The organism is Bittarella sp. HCP28S3_D9 (assembly GCF_052065655.1).
GTDB classification, from domain to species: domain Bacteria; phylum Bacillota; class Clostridia; order Oscillospirales; family Ruminococcaceae; genus Bittarella; species Bittarella massiliensis.
This window is the reverse complement of sequence record NZ_JBQHTP010000004.1, coordinates 26,857-46,969: the sequence shown is the minus strand read 5'-3', so window position 1 is coordinate 46,969 and position 20,113 is coordinate 26,857. Positions and strand designations below refer to the sequence as shown.

At 65.3% G+C, this 20,113-nt stretch carries 19 protein-coding genes; 10 read left to right on the top strand and 9 right to left on the bottom strand.

Going from position 1 to position 20,113, the window contains the following annotated elements; translation table 11 throughout:
* Window positions 1-38 precede the first annotated feature (38 nt).
* On the bottom strand, window positions 39-896 hold the full coding sequence (locus ACTNAU_RS03935) for an LCP family glycopolymer transferase (RefSeq protein ID WP_441097621.1): 858 nt from the start codon (window positions 894-896) through the stop codon (window positions 39-41).
* A 304-nt stretch (window positions 897-1,200) separates the two neighbouring features.
* On the opposite strand from ACTNAU_RS03935, the gene ACTNAU_RS03930 reads away from it, so the two are divergent.
* From ACTNAU_RS03930 to ACTNAU_RS03920, 3 genes are all read left to right on the top strand, one after another.
* Window positions 1,201-2,028 carry an HAD family hydrolase gene (locus ACTNAU_RS03930; protein ID WP_243164415.1) on the top strand — a complete coding sequence of 276 codons (828 nt, stop codon included), beginning with the start codon at window positions 1,201-1,203 and terminating at the stop codon, window positions 2,026-2,028.
* Window positions 2,029-2,049: 21 nt separating this feature from the next.
* A complete protein-coding gene (locus tag ACTNAU_RS03925) occupies window positions 2,050-3,435 on the top strand; it encodes a hypothetical protein (protein WP_441097620.1) in 1,386 nt (461 codons plus the stop codon).
* Between the two features lie 194 nt (window positions 3,436-3,629).
* On the top strand, window positions 3,630-4,199 hold the full coding sequence (locus ACTNAU_RS03920) for a biotin transporter BioY (protein ID WP_441097619.1): 570 nt from the start codon (window positions 3,630-3,632) through the stop codon (window positions 4,197-4,199).
* Window positions 4,200-4,249: 50 nt separating this feature from the next.
* Here the strand turns inward: ACTNAU_RS03920 and ACTNAU_RS03915 are convergent, their stop codons facing one another.
* Entirely contained in the window at window positions 4,250-4,783 is a 534-nt protein-coding gene (locus ACTNAU_RS03915; RefSeq protein ID WP_441097618.1) for a hypothetical protein, read from the bottom strand.
* A gap of 186 nt (window positions 4,784-4,969) precedes the next feature.
* Between ACTNAU_RS03915 and ACTNAU_RS03910 the strand changes: the two genes are divergently transcribed.
* Complete coding sequence (locus ACTNAU_RS03910; RefSeq protein WP_441097617.1) at window positions 4,970-6,103, top strand: aldo/keto reductase; 1,134 nt, start codon at window positions 4,970-4,972, stop codon at window positions 6,101-6,103.
* Window positions 6,104-6,132: 29 nt separating this feature from the next.
* On the top strand, window positions 6,133-7,242 hold the full coding sequence (locus ACTNAU_RS03905) for an aldo/keto reductase (RefSeq protein ID WP_441097616.1): 1,110 nt from the start codon (window positions 6,133-6,135) through the stop codon (window positions 7,240-7,242).
* A 69-nt stretch (window positions 7,243-7,311) separates the two neighbouring features.
* Here the strand turns inward: ACTNAU_RS03905 and ACTNAU_RS03900 are convergent, their stop codons facing one another.
* The 7 genes from ACTNAU_RS03900 to argH all read right to left on the bottom strand — a co-directional run bounded on the left by ACTNAU_RS03900 (window position 7,312) and on the right by argH (window position 13,471).
* The gene (locus ACTNAU_RS03900; protein ID WP_021658131.1) at window positions 7,312-8,154 is read right to left on the bottom strand and encodes a polysaccharide deacetylase family protein; all 843 of its coding nucleotides are present in this window, start codon (window positions 8,152-8,154) and stop codon (window positions 7,312-7,314) included.
* Window positions 8,155-8,166: 12 nt separating this feature from the next.
* Window positions 8,167-9,018 carry a polysaccharide deacetylase family protein gene (locus ACTNAU_RS03895; protein ID WP_441097615.1) on the bottom strand — a complete coding sequence of 284 codons (852 nt, stop codon included), beginning with the start codon at window positions 9,016-9,018 and terminating at the stop codon, window positions 8,167-8,169.
* Between the two features lie 29 nt (window positions 9,019-9,047).
* Complete coding sequence (locus tag ACTNAU_RS03890) at window positions 9,048-9,770, bottom strand: amino acid ABC transporter ATP-binding protein (protein ID WP_441097614.1); 723 nt, start codon at window positions 9,768-9,770, stop codon at window positions 9,048-9,050.
* Window positions 9,757-10,422 (bottom strand): amino acid ABC transporter permease, encoded by a 666-nt coding sequence (locus tag ACTNAU_RS03885; protein WP_441097613.1) that lies wholly within the window; start codon window positions 10,420-10,422, stop codon window positions 9,757-9,759. Before ACTNAU_RS03885 ends, ACTNAU_RS03890 begins: the two co-directional genes overlap by 14 nt.
* 81 nt (window positions 10,423-10,503) lie before the next feature.
* Complete coding sequence (locus ACTNAU_RS03880; protein WP_441097612.1) at window positions 10,504-11,337, bottom strand: transporter substrate-binding domain-containing protein; 834 nt, start codon at window positions 11,335-11,337, stop codon at window positions 10,504-10,506.
* A gap of 29 nt (window positions 11,338-11,366) precedes the next feature.
* A complete protein-coding gene (locus ACTNAU_RS03875) occupies window positions 11,367-12,104 on the bottom strand; it encodes an aspartate/glutamate racemase family protein (protein ID WP_256136068.1) in 738 nt (245 codons plus the stop codon).
* A gap of 32 nt (window positions 12,105-12,136) precedes the next feature.
* Entirely contained in the window at window positions 12,137-13,471 is a 1,335-nt protein-coding gene (gene argH / locus ACTNAU_RS03870; RefSeq protein ID WP_441097611.1) for an argininosuccinate lyase, read from the bottom strand.
* 347 nt (window positions 13,472-13,818) lie between these two features.
* On the opposite strand from argH, the gene ACTNAU_RS03865 reads away from it, so the two are divergent.
* From ACTNAU_RS03865 to ACTNAU_RS03845, 5 genes are read left to right on the top strand one after another with little or no spacing between them, the layout of a single operon-like run.
* A complete protein-coding gene (locus tag ACTNAU_RS03865; RefSeq protein ID WP_441097610.1) occupies window positions 13,819-15,045 on the top strand; it encodes a nucleoside hydrolase in 1,227 nt (408 codons plus the stop codon).
* Window positions 15,046-15,069: 24 nt separating this feature from the next.
* The gene (locus tag ACTNAU_RS03860; protein ID WP_441097609.1) at window positions 15,070-16,212 is read left to right on the top strand and encodes a nucleoside hydrolase; all 1,143 of its coding nucleotides are present in this window, start codon (window positions 15,070-15,072) and stop codon (window positions 16,210-16,212) included.
* A gap of 24 nt (window positions 16,213-16,236) precedes the next feature.
* Window positions 16,237-17,526 (top strand): nucleoside hydrolase, encoded by a 1,290-nt coding sequence (locus ACTNAU_RS03855; protein ID WP_441097608.1) that lies wholly within the window; start codon window positions 16,237-16,239, stop codon window positions 17,524-17,526.
* A 22-nt stretch (window positions 17,527-17,548) separates the two neighbouring features.
* Entirely contained in the window at window positions 17,549-18,682 is a 1,134-nt protein-coding gene (locus tag ACTNAU_RS03850) for a nucleoside hydrolase (RefSeq protein WP_441097607.1), read from the top strand.
* A gap of 44 nt (window positions 18,683-18,726) precedes the next feature.
* On the top strand, window positions 18,727-19,947 hold the full coding sequence (locus ACTNAU_RS03845) for a hypothetical protein (protein WP_441097605.1): 1,221 nt from the start codon (window positions 18,727-18,729) through the stop codon (window positions 19,945-19,947).
* Window positions 19,948-20,113: the final 166 nt, after the last annotated feature.

Genomic DNA, 20,113 nt, shown 5'->3' with positions numbered 1-20,113 from the left:
CCCGGACAGACATCTGTCCGGGCCCTTCTCTTTGCCGCCTAGCGGAAGTAGTTTTTCAGCAGCATCCTGTCCTGGGTGGGGTCGTAGTCCCGCCCGCCGCTGTAAAAGATCTGGGGGGCGGTGATGGTCTTGGGCTGGCCCGAGAGGGCCTCGGTCAGCTCCTTTTGCAGTTGCAGGCAGGCCACCGAGGTGATGTTGGTCTTGCACTGGCCCGACCAGCGGGCAAACCACTGGGACATCCCCGCCACCGACTGGGCGGTGAGATAGCGGTCCAGGTAGGCCTTGAAGAGGTTCAGGCGCAGGGTCTCCTTCTCGTCCCCCTCCAGCTTGGTGTAGCGCAGGTAGCCGGTGAGCTTGTCGCCGCTGAGATCTTGGGGGCCGTAGGGCAGCTTGAAGGTGAGCAGGCCGCTTGTCTCGTCGTAGCGGTAGATGTCTTCGGCCACGCTGTAGGGCAGCTCTCCGACCTCGTCGAGGATGGCGGCCAGGGTCTGGTCGGTCAAGTCGGCGTAGTAGTCGATGCGCAGCCCGGTGAGGGCCTGCAGGGAGGAGATGCACTCCATGGCGCCGCCGTAGCCGTAACACTGCTGCAGGCTGTCCTCCCGGTTGGCAAAGGACACCTTCCAGCAGGGGGGGAGGACGGTCAAGGCCAGCTGCCGCTTGGTCCCATTGATCCCCACCAGCAAAAACGCGTCGGGCAGGCTGCGCTCCTCGGGCCGCAGGCAGAGCAGCAGATTGGTGCCCGAGGCGTAGTTTGCCTCCACCACCTGGGCCTGCCGCTCCCGCTCCTCCAGGGCGGGCTTTTGCACCAGCTGCCCAAAGGCCAGGGCAAAGACCGCGATGAGGGCGAGGAAGGTGAGGCTGAAACTCTGCCAGAAAAGACGGGTGCTGCGTTTCACGGGCCATTTCCCCCTTTTGCTCATTTACAGGGAGAGTATGGCCCGCCCACAGAGGAGATATGCGGGCGGCGCAGCTGCCCCAAATCGACAAAAGAGGGGGAGCGCCTTTGTGCAAATGAGACCTTGCTTTTCTTGTAAAAACGTTTTATCATAGAGGCAAATCAATACAAAACCACCGGGTGATTTCACCGAAGCAGCGGCAGATGTGCGAGACCTGTGCCCCAGGAGGCGGGGCTTTTAGAGGGACAGATGCGGCTGCTCGTTTGATTTTGCCGGGGGCGGCGAGGAGGAGTACGCTTTGAAGATGGATTTTTTGGGGGACTGCAAGGTCGTCATCCTGGACATGGACGGCACCCTGTACCAGGACGAGGGCTTTATCGCCCGCAACGTGGCCTATTTGGCCGAGGGGACCCGCTGGCAGGGGCGGGAGGACGACATCACCGCCAAGTGCTTTGAACTGATCCGGGGGCAGCTGCCCCTGAAACTGGGACACTTTTACGAGACCGACGCCAACCTGCACTGCGAGACGGTGGAGGAGCTGTTTGCTGTGACTCCGGTGGAAAACCGGCGCAGCGACGGCTTTGAGGAGCGGTTTTTCGACCACAACAAGCACTTTACCTACATGGGCGACGCCTGGAGCGTGACCTTCTTCATCGGCGAGCGGATGGGGATCCCCCGCGCCCGGGGGACCGAGTGCTTTTTGAAGGTGCGCGAGGAGATGCTGGAGGGCCCCTTTGCCATGCATCTGCACGAGGACATCAAAGAGGCGGTGGGCCAGGTGACCGCCAGCGGCAAAAAGACCTACATCTTCACCAACACCCAGCAGGTGGGGGCCGAGGGCTTTATTCGCAAACTGGGGCTTTTGGACAGAGTCTACCAGGTGAAGTACGGCACCAACAAGCCCTACGGGCTGGACACCCTGCTGCCCCAGATCTTAAAAGAGACCGGCGTGCGGCCGGAGGAGATGCTCTCCATCGGCGACCACACCTTCAACGACCTCTCGCCCATCAAGAAGTTCGGGGGGAAGACCATCTGCATGTCCCCCTATGAGATCCACGACAACGTGCAGTGGGACGCCCGGCTGACCACCCTCGACCAGCTCTGCGACACCCTGCGCCGGCTGGCCCGCTAAGCGGCAGAAAGGAGAGACGCCATGCGCCCCACCATCACCTTTTTCTCGGGTCTCAACACCATCGGCGGCACCCACGTCCTCATCGGCTGTGGGGAGGACGCCATCCTCTTTGACTACGGCGCCCGCCCCTCGGCCCACTACGACTGGCTCAACCCGGCGGTGCACATGGAGCTGCCCCGAGGGCTGCGCCAACACCTGCTGACCCGCAAGGCCCCGCCGGTCTTTGAGCTCTACGACCCGGACTGCCTGGGGGATCTGTCCTATGAGGACGTGATCCAAAACGCCTGGGACGGGATGCAGTTCCCCCGCTACAAGCGGGTGTCGGCCTTTGTCAGCCACATCCACCAAGACCACATGGAGCTGCTCCCCTTTTTGGGGGAACAGGTGGACCTGTACATGCACAGGGACTCGGTCTCGGTCTATGACGGGGTGGTGGCCAGCGGCGAGTGGTACGGCACCAGGGCGAACGTCATCGGCCTGGCCGACGGGGAGGAGCGCCAAATCGGCGAGCACCTTCACATCCAGCTGCGGGAGACCGACCACGACATCGCCGGCGCGTCGGCCCTCCTGGTCACCGCCGGGGGGCACAAGATCCTCTACACCGGCGACTGGCGGACCCACGGCCGCCACCGGGACTATGTGGAGCGGCTCTTTGCCGACATGGCCGCCCAGCACCTGGACATGATCATCACCGAGACCACCCAGCTCAAGGAGGAGACCCTCTGGCAAAAGCAGCTGCCCCAGAAGGAGCTGGAGCTGCCCGGCCTCTACCGGGAGATGTTGCAGGGGGCCCAGGGGCTGTGCTATCTGAACATCCTCTGCCGCAATGTGGAGCGGGTGGCGGACTTTATCAAGGTCACCAAGGAGTGCGGCCGCACCCTGGTGCTCGACCGGGCCACCGCCCTGCTCTGGCACACCGCCGCCACCGAGGGGCTGAGCCACCTGGAGGGGGACCCGGTGCTGGGGGAGACCGACGCCATCCGCCTCTTTGAGGGGGAGGACACCAGTGGCCTGCCTTACGGGACGGTCAGCCTGCGGGAGATCGTCCACCACAAAAAGGACTACGTCTTCTACCTGATCTACCCCAAGACCCCCATCATGGCCGAGCTGGAGCGCACCGGGGAGCAGGGCGTCCCCTCCCACTACTTCCACGCCGACGGCAACCCCCTCTTTGCGGGGGACAAGATCCTGCACGCCTGGCTGGACGACTTTGGAGTGCGCTACCACTTCCACGGCACCTTTGGCCACGCCATCCCCCGGGAGATCACCCGGATGGTGAAGCTGGCCGCCCCCAAGCTGGTGGCCCCCCTGCACGGCAACCACCCCGAACTGCTGGACACCGGGGAGATCCCCAAGCTGTTGCCCACCTTTGGCCAGACCTTTGACCTGGACAAACTCTTCCCCTGACGGCGCCTGACCTGAAGAGCGCCCCGCCGAACCCGGCGGGGCGCTCCTTTTTCCTCTGCTGTAAACTTTGTATACTATAAATAGTTTACAATAGGGGCGGGCGGGAAAGGCTGTTTCATCTGCGGATGGAATGGAGGAAAAAATCGATGTATACTTAAAATGCAAAATACAGTTTACATTGAGGAGGAATTCCCATGCGTCAATCGTCCAAGACCAGGGAGCTGGTGCTCACCGCCCTGGCCGCGGCCATCATCTCCCTGTTGGCCCCCCTGTCCGTCCCCCTGCCCTTCACCCCGGTGCCCATCTCTCTGGCGAGCTTTGCGGTCGTCCTCTGCTCGGCCTGCCTGGGCTTTTGGCGGGGGACCGTCGGCACCCTGGTCTACATTGCCGTGGGGCTGGTGGGACTGCCGGTCTTTGCCGGGTTCACCGGCGGGGCGGACAAGCTCTTCGGCCCCACGGGGGGCTACATCATCGGCTTTATCTTCTGCGCCGCCGCCACCGGCTGGCTGGTGGACCGGGCGCCGGGAAAAGTCTGGCTCTACCCGGTGGCCATGGTGGCGGGGAACCTGCTCTGCTATGTCTTCGGCAGTCTCTGGCTGGGGATGCAGATGCACCTGACCTTTGGCCAGGCACTGCTGGCGGGGGTGGTCCCCTTCCTGCCGGGGGACGCGGGAAAGATCGCCGTCGCCTGCCTGGTGGCCTACCCCATCCGCCAGCGACTGGAAAAGGGCGGCTTCCTGTCGGCCGAGGGCGCCGCAAAATAGAAAAGAGAAAAGGGGCCCACCGCGGTGGGCCCCTTCTCTGCGACACAAAATCACTGCAGTTCCTGCCCCTGCGCGTCAAAGAAGCGGCAGCGGTAGGGGGGCTCGCTCCCGCCCCCGTCGGTGGCGGAGAAGGCCTCTGCATCGAAGATGATCTTGGGGGTGGTGTCAAAGCTGTTAGAGGTGCGAGTTGTCCCCTTTGTCCCCTCGCTCCGCTCGACGCGGACGCAGGAGGGGTTGTCCACCAGCAGCACCAGCCCGTTTTGCCACCGGTAGCTGTAACAGCCCGGGGCGCGCCGGGTCAGCTCCCCCTCCTCCAGGGCGGAAAAGGCGTAGCCGCTGCCGCTCCGGCTGAAACTGACGGGGAAGTAGGCGGTGTCCTCCCCCTCCCCCACAGCGAGGATCAGGAGGGACATCCCCTCCCGGTTGGCCTGCCCCACCGCCCGCAGAGTGGCGGCCTCGCTCTCGGCAATGGGGAGGTGGGGGCGGGCCAGCGCCACCATCTCCTCCTGGGTGCTGGCAGTCTTGGTGCAGCCCGGCAGCGCCAGGCAGAGCAGGGCAATCAACAAAACGGCGGTCTTGCGCATCTCGTTTGCTCCTCTCGCGCCCAGAGGGGCGCTTTTTCTCACCATACCCCACACCGGGACAGCCTGTCAAGGCGCGGCGGAAAAAAAGGGGGGATCCCCCCTTGACTTAGAGTGGACTCCAGGGTGTAAGGTGAAAAAAAGCGGCCCGGCAGCGGCGGGCCGCCCTGTTGAGAGGAGAGAGAGACCGTGATCTACAAGGCATTTGGGGACCTGCAACTGTCGGCGCTGGGGATGGGCGCCATGCGCCTGCCGACCATCGGCGGGGAGGACGGAAAAATCGACGAGGCCCAGACCGGCCAGATGGTGGACTTTGCCATGGAACAGGGGGTCAACTACTACGACACCGCCTGGGGTTACCACGACGGCCAGTCAGAGATCGTGCTGGGCCGGGCGCTGCAGAAGTACCCCCGGGAGCGCTTCTACCTGGCCGACAAGTTCCCCGGGTACGACCTGGCCAACATGGGCAGGGTAGAGGAGATCTTCGAGCGGCAGCTGGAGAAGTGCGGGGTGGAGTACTTTGATTTCTACCTTTTCCACAACGTCTGCGAGATAAACATCGACGCCTATCTGGACCGGCAGTACGGCATCTACGACTACCTGATGGCGCAGAAGCGCGCCGGGCGGATCCGGCACCTTGGCTTTTCGGCCCACGGCAGCAGCGCGGTGATGCGCCGCTTTTTGGAGGCCTGCGGCGAGGGGGTGGAGTTTTGCCAGCTTCAGCTCAACTACCTGGACTGGACCTTCCAGGATGCAAAGGGCAAGGTGGCGCTGCTGGCGGAGTACCAGATCCCCGTGTGGGTGATGGAGCCGCTGCGGGGCGGTCGGCTGGCCGCCCTGCCGGAGGAGAGCGCCGCGCGGCTGAGGGCCCTGCGCCCCGACGAGGGGGTCCCGGCCTGGGCCTTTCGCTTTTTGCAGACCCTGCCCGAGGTGGTGGTGACCCTGTCGGGGATGTCGAGTCCCGCCCAGCTGGAGGAGAACATCCGCACCTTTTCTCAGGAGCGGCCCCTGGACGAGGGGGAGATGAAGGCCCTGCTGGAGGTGGCCGACGGCCTGCTCGAGCGCAAGGTCCTGCCCTGCACGGCCTGCCGCTACTGCACCAGCCACTGCCCCCAGGGGCTGGACATCCCCTCGCTGCTGTCCCTCTACAACGAGCACAGCTTTACCGAGGGCGGCTTTTTGGCCCCCATGGCCCTGTCGGCCCTGCCGGCGGAAAAGCAGCCGGGCGCCTGCATCGGCTGCAGGAGCTGCGAGGTGGTCTGCCCCCAGCAAATCAAAATTTCTGAGGCGATGGCCGATTTCGCCGCAAAGGTGCGGGCCTGACAGGCCCTTTGCACAGGGAGGAACAGAAGATGGCAACAATGCAGTACCGAGCGCTGCCCCACGGCGGCGAAAAAATCAGCGTCATCGGCCTGGGGATGGGCTCGATCCACGCCGGCAGCGAGGAGGAGATCGAGCGCACCGTCGACCGGGCCATTGAGGCGGGCATCAACTACTTTGACATGGCCGCCTCGGAGGGGAAGCCCTACCCCTGCTATGCCCGCGCCTTTGCCGGGCGAAGGGAGAAGCTCCTCTTGCAGATGCATTTCGGCGCGGTGTACGAGGGCGGCAGGTACGGCTGGACCCGGGAGCAGTCAAAGATCGAGGAGAGCTTTCGGGAACAGCTGCGGCTGTTGGGCACCGACTACACCGACATGGGGTTTGTCCACTGCATCGACGAGGAGGACGACTGCAATCAGGTGCTGAGCGGCGGCCTCTGGGATTATATGAAAGCCCTCAAGGCAGCCGGCGTGATCCGCCACCTGGGCCTCTCCTCCCACAATCCCGAGATCGTCCGCCGCTTTTTGGAGACGGGGCTGGTGGACATGGTGATGTTCAGCATTAACCCGGCCTACGACTACTCCACCGGCACCTACGGCATCGGCAGCGCCGAGAACCGGAGCCGCCTCTACCGGGAGTGCGAGCGGGAGGGGGTCGGCATCTCGGTGATGAAGCCCTTTGGCGGCGGGCAGCTGCTGGGGGAGAGGACCTCCCCCTTCCGCCGGGCCCTGAGCAAGACCCAGTGCATCCAGTACGCCCTGGACCGGCCGGGGGTGCTCACCGTCCTCCCCGGGGTGCGGGGGGAGGAGGACCTGCAGGCAGTGCTGGCCTACCTGGACGCCGGCGCACAGGAGCGGGACTACTCGGCCATCAGCGCCTTTGCCCCGCCGAACGCCGAGGGGGTCTGCGTCTACTGCAACCACTGCCAGCCCTGTCCGGCGGGGCTCGACGTGGGGCTGATCAACAAGTACTACGACCTGGCCCGGGCGGGGGACGTGCTGGCGGCGGGGCACTACCAAAAGCTCTCGCTGAAGGCCGACGCCTGCCTGCGCTGCGGCCACTGCGAGGCCCGCTGTCCCTTCCACGTCAAGCAGGAGAGCCGGATGGAGGAGATCGCCGCCTATTTTCAGGGACAGCTGTAAAGGGGCAAAATGAGAGAGGGACCGGGGAAGAGATGTCTTCCCCGGCCCCTCTTCTCTTTGGGGGGAGCTCTATTGTTTGAGGGCCTCTTCGCAGTAGGCGTGCAGCTCGCTGCCGGTGGCAAACCAGACCCCCTCCATGGCGGTGGCGTAGTCGAAAAACTCCTCCAGCACGGCGGTGCGGCCGGGGTTGCCGATGGTCTGCGGGTCCAGCTGCATCACGTAGCAGAGACCGTGGTTGTAGTGGCCGAGGAACTCGTCTTTCCAGTTGGAGAGCATGTTGGTGTAGTTTGACACCCGCCCCTGCCCAAAGGGAAAGGCCGGCCGGTAGTTGAAGGCCAGATAGGGGAAGTCGAAATTGGCCCACTGCATGGGGATCTCGAGGATCTCCTCCCCCGGCTGGGCCAGGGGGAGGTAGTAGGGCCGGTCGTCGTCAAAGAGGTCGCTGGAATAGACCATCCCCAACTCCTTGGCGATGGCGAGGGTCTCCAGGGTCAGGTCCCCCTCGGGGGCGCGAAAGCCCCGGCAGGGCCGGCCGCTGACGGCTTCGATGGCGGCCACCGCCCGCGCAAGCCGCCGGCGCTGCTCCTGGGCGGAGAAGAGGGAGAGGTTTTCGTGCTCGTACCCGTGGCAGCCGATCTCGTGGCCGGCCGCGGCGATCTGCCGCAGCTTGTCGGGGTACTCCTCCGCCACCTTGCCGGGGCAGAAGAAGGTGGCTTTGATTTGGTAGCGCGCCAGCACGTCCAGCAGCCGGTCCACCCCCCGCAGCATGCCGTACTGGCCCATGGAGAGGGTCTTGGGCATCTCTTTGGCCGCCGGGTCGAGCTGCAGCCAGAAGTACTCGGCGTCCAGGTTGACGGTGATGAGGGCGGCGCAGCGCTTGCCCTGGGGCCAGGTCATTGTCTCGGTGTACATCTGCCATTCCTCCTATTGTGGGTCGGTGGGGTAGGTGGCGCGCCACCAGTCGGCGATCTCTGCGCCGGTGGCGATCCAGACGTCGGGCTGGGAGGTGACTTCCTTCAAAATCTCCTCCAGGATCAGGTTGCGGCCGGGGGCGCCGGAAATCTGCGGGTGCATCAAAAAGGAGATGCAGAGGCCGTAGCGGTGGTAGCCGCGAAACTCCCGCAGATAGGTGTCCTGCACGTTGCGGTAGCAGGAGATGCGGTCGAGGCCGGCGGGCTCGGCCGGGTAGATGCTGTAAGCCTGGGCCACGTAGTCGTCCAGCTCCCACTTGGAGGGGATCTCGATGAAGTCGGTCACCCGCCCGTCGAGCACGGTGTGGTAGGGGCGGTCGTCCCCCCGCATCGAGCTGGAGTAGGAGAAACCCCGCTCCTCCAGCAGGTAGGGGGTCTCCACCGCCCAGTCGCCCGAGGGGGTGCGAAAGCCCACCGGGGCCTTGCCGGTGATCTCTTTGATGATTTTCTGGGTCTTTTCGATGATCTCGATCTGCTCCTCCCGACTCTTCTCCACAAACCGCTCGTGGGTGTAGCCGTGGTTGCCGATCTCGTGTCCGGCCGCGGCGATTTTTTGGATGACCGCCGGGTTGTGTTCGGCCACATAGCCGGGCACAAAGAAGGTGGCCTTGACCCCGTATTTGTCCAGCAGGTCCAAAATCATGTCGACGCAGCGGTTGGGGCCGTACTGGCCGATGGAGCGGGCGCGGATGAGCTGGTCGGCGTGGGGCTCGTCGGCGGACATGTTCTGCCAGATGATGTCGCCGTCCAGGTCAAAGGTGAACATGGCGGCGCTTTTGCAGCCGTTTGGCCATTTGATTTGCATAGATGGACCGTCCTTTCGTGCGGCGATTTTTACAGCACCTTCTCCAAAAATTCCTTGGCGCGGGGGGATTTGGGGCTGGAGAAGAAGCGCTCGGGCGGGGCGTCCTCGATCAGGCGGCCCTCGTCGAGAAAGCAGATGCGGTCGGCCAGCTCCCGGGCAAAGCCCATCTCGTGGGTGACCAGCACCATGGTGATGCCGGTGTCGGCCAGCCCCTTGATGACCCCCAGCACCTCTTTGACCATCTCCGGGTCCAGGGCGGAGGTGGGCTCGTCGAAGAGGATGGCCTCCGGGTCCATGGCCAGGGCGCGGGCGATGGCCACCCGCTGCTTCTGCCCGCCCGAGAGGGTGGCGGGGTAGACCATCGCCTTGTCGGCCAGGCCGACGCGCTCCAGCAGTTCCAACGCCTTTTTCTCGGCGGCCTTCTTGTCCGCCTTTTTCACCTTGCGGGGGGCATAGGTCATGTTCTCCAGCACCGTCATGTGGGGGAAAAGGTTGAAGTGCTGAAAGACCATCCCCACCTTCTCCCGCACCGAGAGGATGTCGACTTTTTTCTGGGTGATGTCCACCCCGTCGATGAACACCTGGCCGGAGGTGGGGGTTTCCAGCAGGTTCATGCACCGCAGCAGGGTGGATTTGCCCGAGCCAGAGGGGCCGATGATGGCCACGATCTCCCCCTTTTGAATGTCCAGGGAGACGTCCTTGAGGACCCCCAGCTCGCCGAAGTCCTTGCTCACATGCTTAACGCTGATCACTTTTGCGCACCTTCCTTTCAATGCGTTTGGCGATGAAGTTGAGGATGGTCACGATGATGTAGTAGATGAGGGCGGCCACCAAGAAGGGCTCAAAGGAGCGGTAGGTGGCGTTCATCACCAGTTGGGCGGTGCGCATGATCTCCACCATCCCGATGGTGGCTACCAGTGAGGTGCCCTTGAGGAGGTTGATGATCTCGTTGATGATGCTGGGCAGCACGCTCTTGATGGCCTGGGGAAAGACGATATCCCACATCATCTGTGGGTAGGAGACCCCCAGCGCCTGGGCGGCCTCCTTCTGCCCGGCATCGACCCCCAGCACCCCGCCCCGCAGGTTCTCCGAGAGGAAGGCCGCCGAGTTGAGCCCGAAGGCCAGCACCGCCGCCTGCAGGGCGGTGATTTTGTAGGCAAAGAGCTGGGGGACGGCGAAGTAGACCAGAAACAGCTGTACCAGCTGGGGCACCCCGCGGAAGATGGAGGTGTAAAACTGGGCAAAGCCCCGGAGGATGCGGCTGCGGGAGATTTTGCAGAGGGTGAGGGGGATGGCCAGCACAAAGCCCACCAGCAGCGAGAGCAGGGTCACCTGCATGGTGACGCCGATGGAGCGGAAAAACATGGGCAGGTACTTGGGGATGATCCCGAAGTCCAGATTCATGGGGATTCTCCTTTCGCGCAGGCAGACCACGGCGGCCGGCGCCGTAGTCTGCCTTTTTGGTGTAGGGGGGAAGGGAAGGGGTTACTCGCCGATATAGGCCTCGCCCAGCCACTTAGTGACGATCTCGTCCATCTTGCCGCTGTCCTGCAGGGCCTTGATCTCGGTGTTGAAGGCCTCGATCAGGTCAGAGCCCTTGGGGAAGGCGATGGCGAACTCCTTGTCCACGTCCTTGTTGATCTCGCTGTCCTTGGGGATCATGAAGCCGTCCAGGTCGGGGTTGTCGTTGATGAAGCCCTGCAGCAGGGAGCCGTCGGTGCACATGGCGTCCACCCGGCCGCTCTTGAGTTCGGCCAGCACGGCGGGCTGGCCGTCAAAGGTGGTGACGATGGCGCCGGGGACTTTGCGGGCAGTGGTCTCGTAAGAGGTGCCGGTGGAGCAGGCGATTTTTTTGCCGTTCAAGTCTTCCACCGTCTTGATGCCCGAGTCCTTGCTCACCAGGAAGGCGTCGCGGCTCTCGATGTAGCCGATGGAGAAGTCAACGCTCTTGCGGCGCTCGTCGGTGGCGGTCAGCCCCGAGAGGACGAAGTCGGCCCGGCCGGACTGAAGGGCGCCGATGAGGCCGGAAAACTGCATGTTGGTAATTTCGTAGGTGAAGCCCATGTCCTCGGCCATCTGGTTGAGAAAGTCGATGTCTAGCCCCTCGTAGACCTCCTTGCCGCTGTCGTCCACGGTGACGGTCTCAAAGTTTTTAAAGGAGGCGCTCATGGCGATGGTGAAGTGCTTGCCCGCCAGGGGTTTGCCGCTGGTGTCGCTTCCGGCGTCGCCGCCGGCGCTCTTGTCGGTGCCGCAGCCACTGAGGGCCCCCAGGGTCAAAACGCCCGCCAGGGCGACAGCCAATACTTTTTTCAGTTTCATAGTCGATTCCTCTCTCTTTCTCTCTTTATTTAATCAATTGTCCCGCCCGACCAGGCGCGAATTGCCCGGGGTGGGAGGGGATAGGCCAGCTTGCTGTGGCAGAGGCCCTGGCGCACCAGCAGCTCCGCGGTGCCCACCAGGGTGAAGGCCGGGTCGATGACCGGCAGCCCCGCCAGGGCGGAGACCTGCGCCCCCAGCCCGGCAAAGCTTAAGCAGCCGAGGATCACCGTGTCGGCCCCGTCCTCCTCGGCGCATCTTCGGCAGGTCTGGGCCAGCTTCTTGACCAGGGCGCCGTCGGTGGCCGGGCTGCGCCCCTCGTTGGGGCCGTGCTCGGCGCTGCGCACCGAGGCCAGCGCATTTCCAAAGCCCAGGGCGCGGACGAAGGCGGCTTTCTGGGGGATGCGGCCGGCGGCGGTGGTGAGGACCGAGAAGCGGTGCCCCAGCTGCGCCGCCAGGGCCAGGGAGGCCTGGGCCCCGCCCACCACCGGGATCTGCAGCAGCTCCCGGCAGGCCGACAAGCCGGGGTCGGAGAAGCAGTAGAGGCAGACGGCGTCGAACCCGTCGGCCTGCGCCTGCAGGGCCATCTGCACGATCTCGGGCGCGGCCACCGCCACGTCCAGGTCGGAGTCGATGCAGACCTGGGTGCGCTGGGGGCAGTCCATCGAGATGGCGGTGTCCGGGCCCGCCGCCCGGGAGAGAAGGGCCTCGCGGGCGGCGAGTTCGGCCCGGCTCATCCCCGAATCGGGGTTGATGAATTTCAGTTTCACCCGCGCTTCCTCCTTTCTGCCAGGGCGGCGGTTCAGAGCATCTCCTTTTTGATGCCCTTGTGCAGGATGTTCTCGTAGTCGATATAGGGGTAGATGTCCTCCCCGATGGCGGGGCAGAACTGCTTGAGCTCCGAAAGGGTCAGCTCCTCGATGCTCGTCTGCCGGTCCTCGCAGTAGATAACGATCTGCCCGACGATGCCGTGGGCATCCCGGAAGGGGACCCCCTTGGCCACCAGGTAGTCCGCCACCTCGGTGGCGTTGAGAAAGCCCTTGGAGACCGCCTGCCGCATCTTTTCGGGGTGGACGGTGAGGGTGGCCACCATCCGCTCCATCATGGTCAGGGAGAGGAGGACGGTCTCCAGCCCGTCGTGAAAGAGGTCCTTGTCCTCCTGCATGTCCTTGTTGTAGGCCAGGGGCAACCCCTTCATCACCGTGAGGAGGGCCAGCAGGTCGCCGTAGACCCGCCCGGTCTTGCCCCGGATGAGCTCGGCCCCGTCGGAGTTTTTCTTCTGCGGCATGATGCTGGAGCCGGTGGTGTAGCGGTCGTCCAGGGTGACAAAGCCAAATTCCTGGGTGCCCCAGAGGATCATCTCCTCGGCCAGCCGGGAGAGGTGCATCATCAAGATCGAGAAGGCGGCCAGGACCTCCAGCTGGTAGTCGCGGTCGCTGACCCCGTCCATAAAGTTGTCGTAGACCCCGGCAAAGCCCAGCTTCTCGGCGGTGAAGGCCCGGTCGATGGGGTGGGTGGTCCCGGCCAGGGCGCCGCATCCCAGGGGGGAGAGGTCCATGTTTTCCAGGGCGCTTTGCAGCCGGTGCCGGTCCCGCTGCAACATGCCGTGATAGGCCATGAGGTGGTATTTAAAGGTCACCACCTGGGCCCGCTGCAGGTGGGTGTAGCCGGGCATGATGTAGGGGTTTTCGTCCGCCTTTTTCCGCAGCGTCTGCAAAAACGCCTCCACCAGCTCGACGACGTGGGCGGTCTCCCTCTTGACATAGAGCTTCATGTCGGTGTTGACCTGGTCGTTGCGGCTGCGGGCGGTGTGGAGCTTTTTCCCCACCTCTCCCAGCCGGTCAATCAGGTTGGCCTCGACAAAGGTGTGCACGTCCTCGTAGCGGTCGTCCAGGGGCAGGGCGCCGCTGTGAACGTCGGCCTGTATCCCCAGCAGCCCCTCGGTGAGCTGGGCGCCCTCCCCCTCGGTGAGGAGGCCGCATTTGACCTGCATGGCCACGTGGGCCAGGCTGCCCTCGATGTCGGGGTCGCAGAGCCAGTGGGTGTCTTTGAAATTGTTGTTGAACTGCTCCATCAGGTCCTCTTCGCCCGCGCGGAACCGGCCCCCCCAGAGCTTGTGAATGCCGTTAGCTGCCATCTGTCTGGCCCGCCTGCCTTTCTGCTGTAGATATTTGCAAATTATTCATTTGATGTGCATGATTATACCTCTTTCTGCGGGAGGACGCAAGGGGAAATTTCGTATAAAATATCGTTTTTACTCTGTATATACAGTATAAAACCCTAAAAATATTCAAAAATAAGAAAGTTTATAACTATTCAACAAAAAGAAAAGCGGAGGTTTTTCAAAAGACAGCAAAGTTTAAAAAAGGATTACAATTGGTTACAAGTTTGCTAGAAAATTGCCACTGAAAAGCAATCATGTTAAAATGATTTTAGGAAAAATGCGAGATGGCCGCCGTCAGGCGGCAGAGGGGGGCGGCGGCTGTGCGGGAGAGAATCAGGGCGCTCTGGCGCAAAAAGGCAGTGCGGCGGGGCCTGTTGGCGGCGGTGGTCGCCCTGGTGTGCCTGGGGCTTTTGTGGGGGGTGGTCCGCGCCATCCCCGGCGCGCCCATCGACACCACTCTCACCGGGCGGGTGCCGGTGGTCATCGACAGCGACGGGGGACTCGACGACCTGACGGCCCTGCTGCTGGCCCGACAGGTGGACCGTCTCGAGGTGCAGGGTCTCACCGCCTCCTACGGCGCGGTCTCCCTGCCCCAGGCCGGGCGCAACCTGTTGGCGGCGGCCGAGTGGATGGGGGAGGACTGGCCGGTGGCCCTGGGGGCCAAGAGCGCCCTCGACGGTTCCCTGCCCGCCGGGATCCGCACCCTGGGGGAAAACGGGCTCTACGGCACGGTTCTGCCGCCGACCGCCCGACAGACCGACCCCCGCGCCGCCAGCGACTTCCTCTACGACCTGGCGGTGGAGGAAGGGGGGCAGTTGCAGGTGATCTGCCTGGGGCCGGCGACCAACCTGGCCCGGGCGATCGAAGAGCACCCCGACCTGCCCGGCCTGCTGGCGGGGGTCACCCTGGGGAGCACCCGCACCCCCATCCCCGAGGTGGAGGTGGAGCGGCTCAAGGGCGAGAGCGAGGAGGCCTGGCGCAAGCGCTGGGAAGAGGCCCAGTTAAAACACGAGCAGGAGGAGGTGGGGGCCCACCCCGACTTGCTGTGGGAGGCCGACAGAGCCGCCCTGGAGGCGGTGGTAGAGAGCGGTATCCCCCTGACGGTGGTGCCGGTCTCGGCCCTGGAGGGGATGGAGGCGGGCAAAAAAGACCGCTGGGACACCCTGACCCCCCTGCTGGAGGACACCGGCAAAGCCACCCCCCTCTACGCGGGCGCCAAGGAATACTTGAATGAGGAGTACCGCAAGGGCAGCCCGAGCATTGCAATGGACTTTTCGGCGGTGGCGGTGCTGGCCGCCCTGGTGGACGAGAGCGCCTTCACGGTGGAAGAGGGGGGCATCGCCTGGGCGCGGTACGGGCCGGTGGTAAACCCGGGCGGCGAGGGAATTTGCTGCCGGGTGGCGAGCGAGCTGGAGATGGTGACGGACGAGGACTACAAGTGGGCCAAGGTCACAGAGGGGACCGAGGGGACCAAGGCGATGGAGACCCAGCGCATCCCCATCCCCAAGCTCTTTTTGGTGATGGAGAAGGCCTTTCGGCACTGGTGATCTCCCCGACGGGAGGGTTTTGAGATGGCACTGATCGGCACAGCGGGCCGCCGGCGCGGGCGGAAGATCGGAACGGCGGCAGCGGCGATCGCCCTGGCTGCGCTGATGGTGGTCGGCGGCGGGCGGCTGCTGCCGGGGAAGGCCGTCGGCGCCACATTGACCGAGCGCACCCCGGTGCTCATCGACAGCGACGGGGGGCTCGACGACCTGACGGCCCTGCTGATAGCCCGGCAGATCGGCTGCCTGGACGTGCGGGGGATCACCGCCAGTTTCGGGGTGGTCCCCCTGCCCCAGGCGGCCCGCAACCTGCTGTCGGCGGCGGACTGGATGGAGCGGGACTGGCCGGTGGCCCTGGGGGCCGGGGCCTCGATGGACGGCCGCCTGTTGACGCAGGAGAGCCGATGGGGGAAGATCGGCTTCTGCGGGGCCGCCCTGCCCCCCAGCGGCCGCAGCTTTGACGCCCGCACCGCCAGCGACTTCCTCTACGACCTGGCGGTGGAGGAGGGCGGGCGGCTGCAGGTGGTCTGCCTGGGGCCCCTCACCAACCTGGCCGCCGCCCTGCGCGAACACCCCGACCTGGCGGGGAGGATCGCCGGGGTGACCCTGGGGGCGGGCCTCCCCCTCCCCGAGGGGGGGCTGGACGAGGAGGGGGAGAGCGCCTACTGGGCGGCCGTGGCCGGGAGCGATTACGCCCTGCAGGCCGACCCCACCGCCCTGCGGGAGGTGGTGGAGAGCGGCATCCCCCTGACGGTGGTGCCGACCCCGGTGCAGGCGGAGATGGCGGCGGTTCGGCAGAGAGATAGGGACACCATCAGCCCCCTCTTTCAAGACCTGCGGGAGACAAAGCCCGTCTACGGGCAGATGCTCTCCTTCCTCAAAGAGCAGGGGGGCACCAGCGACCGGGTCTCGCTGGAGCTGGGCGGGGTGGCGGTGCTGGCCGCCCTCACCGACGAGAGCGCCTTTTCCTTTCTCCCGGCCGATCTGCAGTGGCGGCAGGGGGCGCTGGCATACTCCCCCGTCGAGGGAGAGGGGGACTGCCGGGTGGCGGCGGCCCTGACGGCGGTGACCGACGAGAAGTACCGGCGGGTCTCGGCATCCGGCGCCGGTGAGTTGGTCCCCGTTCCCCAGCTGTACGGGACTTTGGAGCAGACCTTTCGATACTGGTAGACCGGGCGCAAAGGGGGAAGCGAGATGGCAGGCGGGCAAACCGTACGGCGGGGGCCGCGAAGGGCCCTGCGCCGGCATCTGATCGAGGGGCTGGCGGTGCTCTATGCGGCACTCCTCCTCTTCTCTCCCCAGTGGGGCATCCCCACCGGGCTGTCCGAGCGCACCCCGGTGGTCATCGACTGCGACCCGGGCAGCGACGACGTGTTGATGTTGGGCTATGCCGCCGGGGCGGACCTTCTGGACGTGCGGGGGATCACGGTGGTGGGGGGAACGGGCACCCTGGCCCAGACCGGGCGCAATGCCCTCACGGCGGCGGCCCACTTTGGCCTTCACTGCCCGGTGGCCCTGGGGGCCGCGCAGACGGTGCGGGGCATCCCCTTCACCTGGCCGCAGGACGCAGGGGCCAACGGCGCCAACAACCTGGCCCTCCCCTGGGAGGGCGGGCGCTCCTTTGATCCCCGCCCCGCCTGGGACCTGCTCTACGACCTGGCGGTGGAGGAGGGGGGGCAGTTGCAGCTGGTCTGCACCGGGCCCCTGACCAACCTGGCCCGGGCGCTGGAGGAACACCCCGACCTGCCCGGCTATTTGAAGCGGGTGGTGGTCTCGGCCGGCAGCGTCGATCTGCGGGCGGCGACCGCCGCCGGGGAGTACACGGCGGGCGGTGCGGGGAGCAGCCTGACCTTGACCGCCCCCGACCCCAACGGCCAGGCAGATCCCGGCGCCCTGGAGGCGGTGCTGGCGAGCGGTCTCCCCCTCTACATTGTGGGCAACGACCGGTATGCGGCGGGGAGCAGTGTGGTCTGTAAAGACGACTGGACCACCTTTGCCAGCGAACCGCAGCTCTACGGGGCCATCTGGACCTACCCCATGAACATCTACAAGAGCGGGGGGGAGGACAGCGGGGTGCCCCTGTACGGCCTCGCCGCCCTCTACGCGGTTCTCGACGAGGGCGCTTACCGCTTTGCACCGGCCCAGCTGTGCCCGGCGGAAGGGCTGCTGGAGCGGGCGGTGCCGGAGAGGAGCGTGGTCGTCTACGACCCCGCGGGGCAGATGCGGATGATGGACCCCACCAAGGAGCGGGAGACCAGGGAGCCGGTCGAGCCAAACCTCCCCAGCGGGATGTTTTTCTGGGAGGAGGCGGACTACCTGACCCCCGCCGACCTGGAGGGGCGGACCCTGGTGCGGCTCACGGGGGAGGAAGAGGCCAACTGTCACCTGGCGGTGGAGCAGCGGGTGGGGACATCGGGCGCTGGAGAATGTGCGGTATTGGGTCCCATTTTTGACTGCCGGAACCAACTTGGAAAAAAGAGCTGACCTGCCAGAGAGGAAGAGAGAGATGCAGTTGTTTTGGGAGAGAGGACGCCGCCTGGCGCAGGCGGTGCGGGCGCGGGCGGGGCGGTTTTTCTGCGGGGCCCTCGCCCTCTGGGTGGGAGTGATGGCCTTTTCGCCCCAGAGAAACATCCCCACCACCCTGACCGGGCGCACCCCGATCCTCATCGACTGCGACCCGGGGGGAGACGACGTTCTGGCCATCGGCCTGGCCGCCGGGACAGCGCTGCTGGACGTGCGGGGGATCACCCTCTGCAGCGGCGCGGGGACCCTTGCCCAGACCGGCCGCAGCGGGCTGACGGCAGCGACCTACTTTGACCTTCACTGCCCGGTGGCTCTGGGTTCCACCCGCAATTCGGCGGGAGAGGCCGTCGTCTGGGGGGAGGACACCGGCCCCACCGGCGCCGGAAACCTGGTCCTCCCCTTTGGGGGAGAGGAAGACTTTGACCCCCGCCCCGCCTGGGAGGTGATGTACGAGACCGCCGTCCAGGAGGGGGGAGCATTGCAGATCCTCTGCCTGGGCCCCCTGACCAACCTGGCCCGGGCACTGGAGGAACACCCCGACCTGCCGCAGTACATCCAGCGGGTCGTCTTTTCGGCGGGGAGCGTCTCCCTGACCGAAAATGGGGCGGTGGCCGGGGTGGGGAGCGACGCCAACGGCCCGGCCGACCCGGCGGCCCTGCAGAAGGTGCTGGCCAGCGGCATCCCCCTGGTGATGATAGACGCGTCGATCTCTTTAGGCGATCACGGCACCCAGAAGGACCTGTGGACCCTCTTTGCCAGCCAGCCCAGGCTGTTTGACGCCCTCTGGAGCTATTGGGATGAAAAGGGAAAGCGCAACTTTGCCGCCGGCACCCTCCCGCTGGACGGCATTGCGGCGGTCTCCCTGCTGATCGATGAGACGACCCTGGTCCTCAAACCGGCCGACCTGGGCTATTGCGAGGGGCCGGTGACAGGGCTCGACGGGGAGCCCCTAGACGGGCGGGGGCGGGTGACGGTCACATCCGCGGCCGAGGGGGGGAGTCCCCACCGGGTGGCTGTGGCCTGCACCATGTGGGACTGGCAGGGAAAAACCGCCCCGGCGCCGGTGGTGCTGCTCCACCAGTGCCGCAACCTTTTGGGCAGTGCAGCGGCGCTGTGACGGTGAACGGCAGACAGAAGAGAAGATAAAGACGGGGTGTTTGTATGAACCTGCTCAAGAAGGGAAAAAGCAAAAAACAGGTGCTGGCGGTCTGCGCGGCCACGGTGGCCTGTGCGGCCGCAGCGCTGGCGCTGACCGGCAAGGTGGCCGCCAAAAAGATCCAGGACATCCCCGAGGTGGCGGAGCGAAACGGCCTGACCCACATCGAGTCGGTCTTTCGCCGGCAAAACGGCGAAGGGTATGTCCTGTTGACCCGGGTGTTTCGCTGCCCCAACCCCAAGGGCCCGGGGCAGGCCTACAACTTGAGCGACGAGGAGATCAGCTACCTGCTCATCGACCTGCAGAGAAACATCCCCCAGGTGGCGCTGGAGGTGGGCGGTCAGCGCGTCGAGAGCGACCCGGAACAGGTGGACGTCCACTACAACTGGGTGGCCGATCAGTTCTTCGCCTACTACACGGTGCCGGTGGGGCAGATCGGGGAGGCCGAGAGCGCCTACCTCACCCTGAACGACAGCGGGCAGAAGGAGCGGCCGGTCATCGACCTCTCCGACCAGCCGGAGGCGGTGCAGACGGTGCAGTTGGAGGGGGGGCGCTCGGTGGAGATCCGGGTGCAGTCGGCCAGCGCAGACGGTCGCAACCTGCTGGTGGAGTGCCTGTCCGACGGCGAGACCCAGATGGTCTACCCCGCCCTGGCCGACCTGGGGATGGCCGGCACCAACTGGCGTGCCCAGGAGACGGTGGAGAGCGTGCTGGAGCAGAGCGAGGAGAGGAGCCTGTCCCTCTACACCCTCAAGCGGGTCCCCTCCCTCTACGAGCTCTTCTACCGCACCCCCAAGGTCTGGTACATGACCTTTGACAACCTGGCGGAGACCGTCTACGCCACCGCCGGCGAGGCGGTGTCCATCCCCAACCCGGCGGAGGGGGAGACCATCGAGCTGAACACCCCTTTCACCGTGGGTGGGCAGCGGTACCGCCTGAGCGCCGTCAAGCGCTCTAACGGGACGGTCTTCACCACGGTGGAGACCTACGGCGAGACTTCGTCCATCGTCACCCTCAAGGCCAATGTGGGCCCCGCCGGCAAGTGGGCGGAGTACCAGCAGCCCGCCATCACCTACGAGCTGCGGGGGGAGGCGGCCAAGGGCACCTCCAGCCAGCAGTTGGAAGTTCTCGCCTCCCAACCGGAGGGGATCGCCCTGGAATTCATGCCCTATGAGGCGCGGATCAAGTGGGGGTGGCCCGGCATCGTCCTCCCCCCGGAAAAATAAGTTCCCATAAAGACAGCGGCCTGTCGCCCCACACCCCGGGCGACGGGCCGCTGCCTTTTGCACCTGGAGATGATGGGGCTGCGGGGAGAAGGGGCTGCTCAGATGGGGGGAGCCGCTCGATGGGGGAGAAAAGAGGAGGATCCCCAATCGGCGGCTGGTTTTGCGT

Coding starts and splice junctions, on each gene's coding strand:
- ACTNAU_RS03905 (WP_441097616.1), top strand. CDS start 6,133: ATGGCAACAATGCAGTACCGAGCGCTGCCCCACGGCGGCGAAAAAATC.
- ACTNAU_RS03855 (WP_441097608.1), top strand. CDS start 16,237: ATGGCAGGCGGGCAAACCGTACGGCGGGGGCCGCGAAGGGCCCTGCGC.
- ACTNAU_RS03930 (WP_243164415.1), top strand. CDS start 1,201: ATGGATTTTTTGGGGGACTGCAAGGTCGTCATCCTGGACATGGACGGC.
- ACTNAU_RS03850 (WP_441097607.1), top strand. CDS start 17,549: ATGCAGTTGTTTTGGGAGAGAGGACGCCGCCTGGCGCAGGCGGTGCGG.
- ACTNAU_RS03880 (WP_441097612.1), bottom strand. CDS start 11,337: ATGAAACTGAAAAAAGTATTGGCTGTCGCCCTGGCGGGCGTTTTGACC.
- ACTNAU_RS03895 (WP_441097615.1), bottom strand. CDS start 9,018: ATGCAAATCAAATGGCCAAACGGCTGCAAAAGCGCCGCCATGTTCACC.
- ACTNAU_RS03920 (WP_441097619.1), top strand. CDS start 3,630: ATGCGTCAATCGTCCAAGACCAGGGAGCTGGTGCTCACCGCCCTGGCC.
- ACTNAU_RS03885 (WP_441097613.1), bottom strand. CDS start 10,422: ATGAATCTGGACTTCGGGATCATCCCCAAGTACCTGCCCATGTTTTTC.
- ACTNAU_RS03915 (WP_441097618.1), bottom strand. CDS start 4,783: ATGCGCAAGACCGCCGTTTTGTTGATTGCCCTGCTCTGCCTGGCGCTG.
- ACTNAU_RS03860 (WP_441097609.1), top strand. CDS start 15,070: ATGGCACTGATCGGCACAGCGGGCCGCCGGCGCGGGCGGAAGATCGGA.
- ACTNAU_RS03845 (WP_441097605.1), top strand. CDS start 18,727: ATGAACCTGCTCAAGAAGGGAAAAAGCAAAAAACAGGTGCTGGCGGTC.
- ACTNAU_RS03925 (WP_441097620.1), top strand. CDS start 2,050: ATGCGCCCCACCATCACCTTTTTCTCGGGTCTCAACACCATCGGCGGC.
- ACTNAU_RS03900 (WP_021658131.1), bottom strand. CDS start 8,154: ATGTACACCGAGACAATGACCTGGCCCCAGGGCAAGCGCTGCGCCGCC.
- argH (WP_441097611.1), bottom strand. CDS start 13,471: ATGGCAGCTAACGGCATTCACAAGCTCTGGGGGGGCCGGTTCCGCGCG.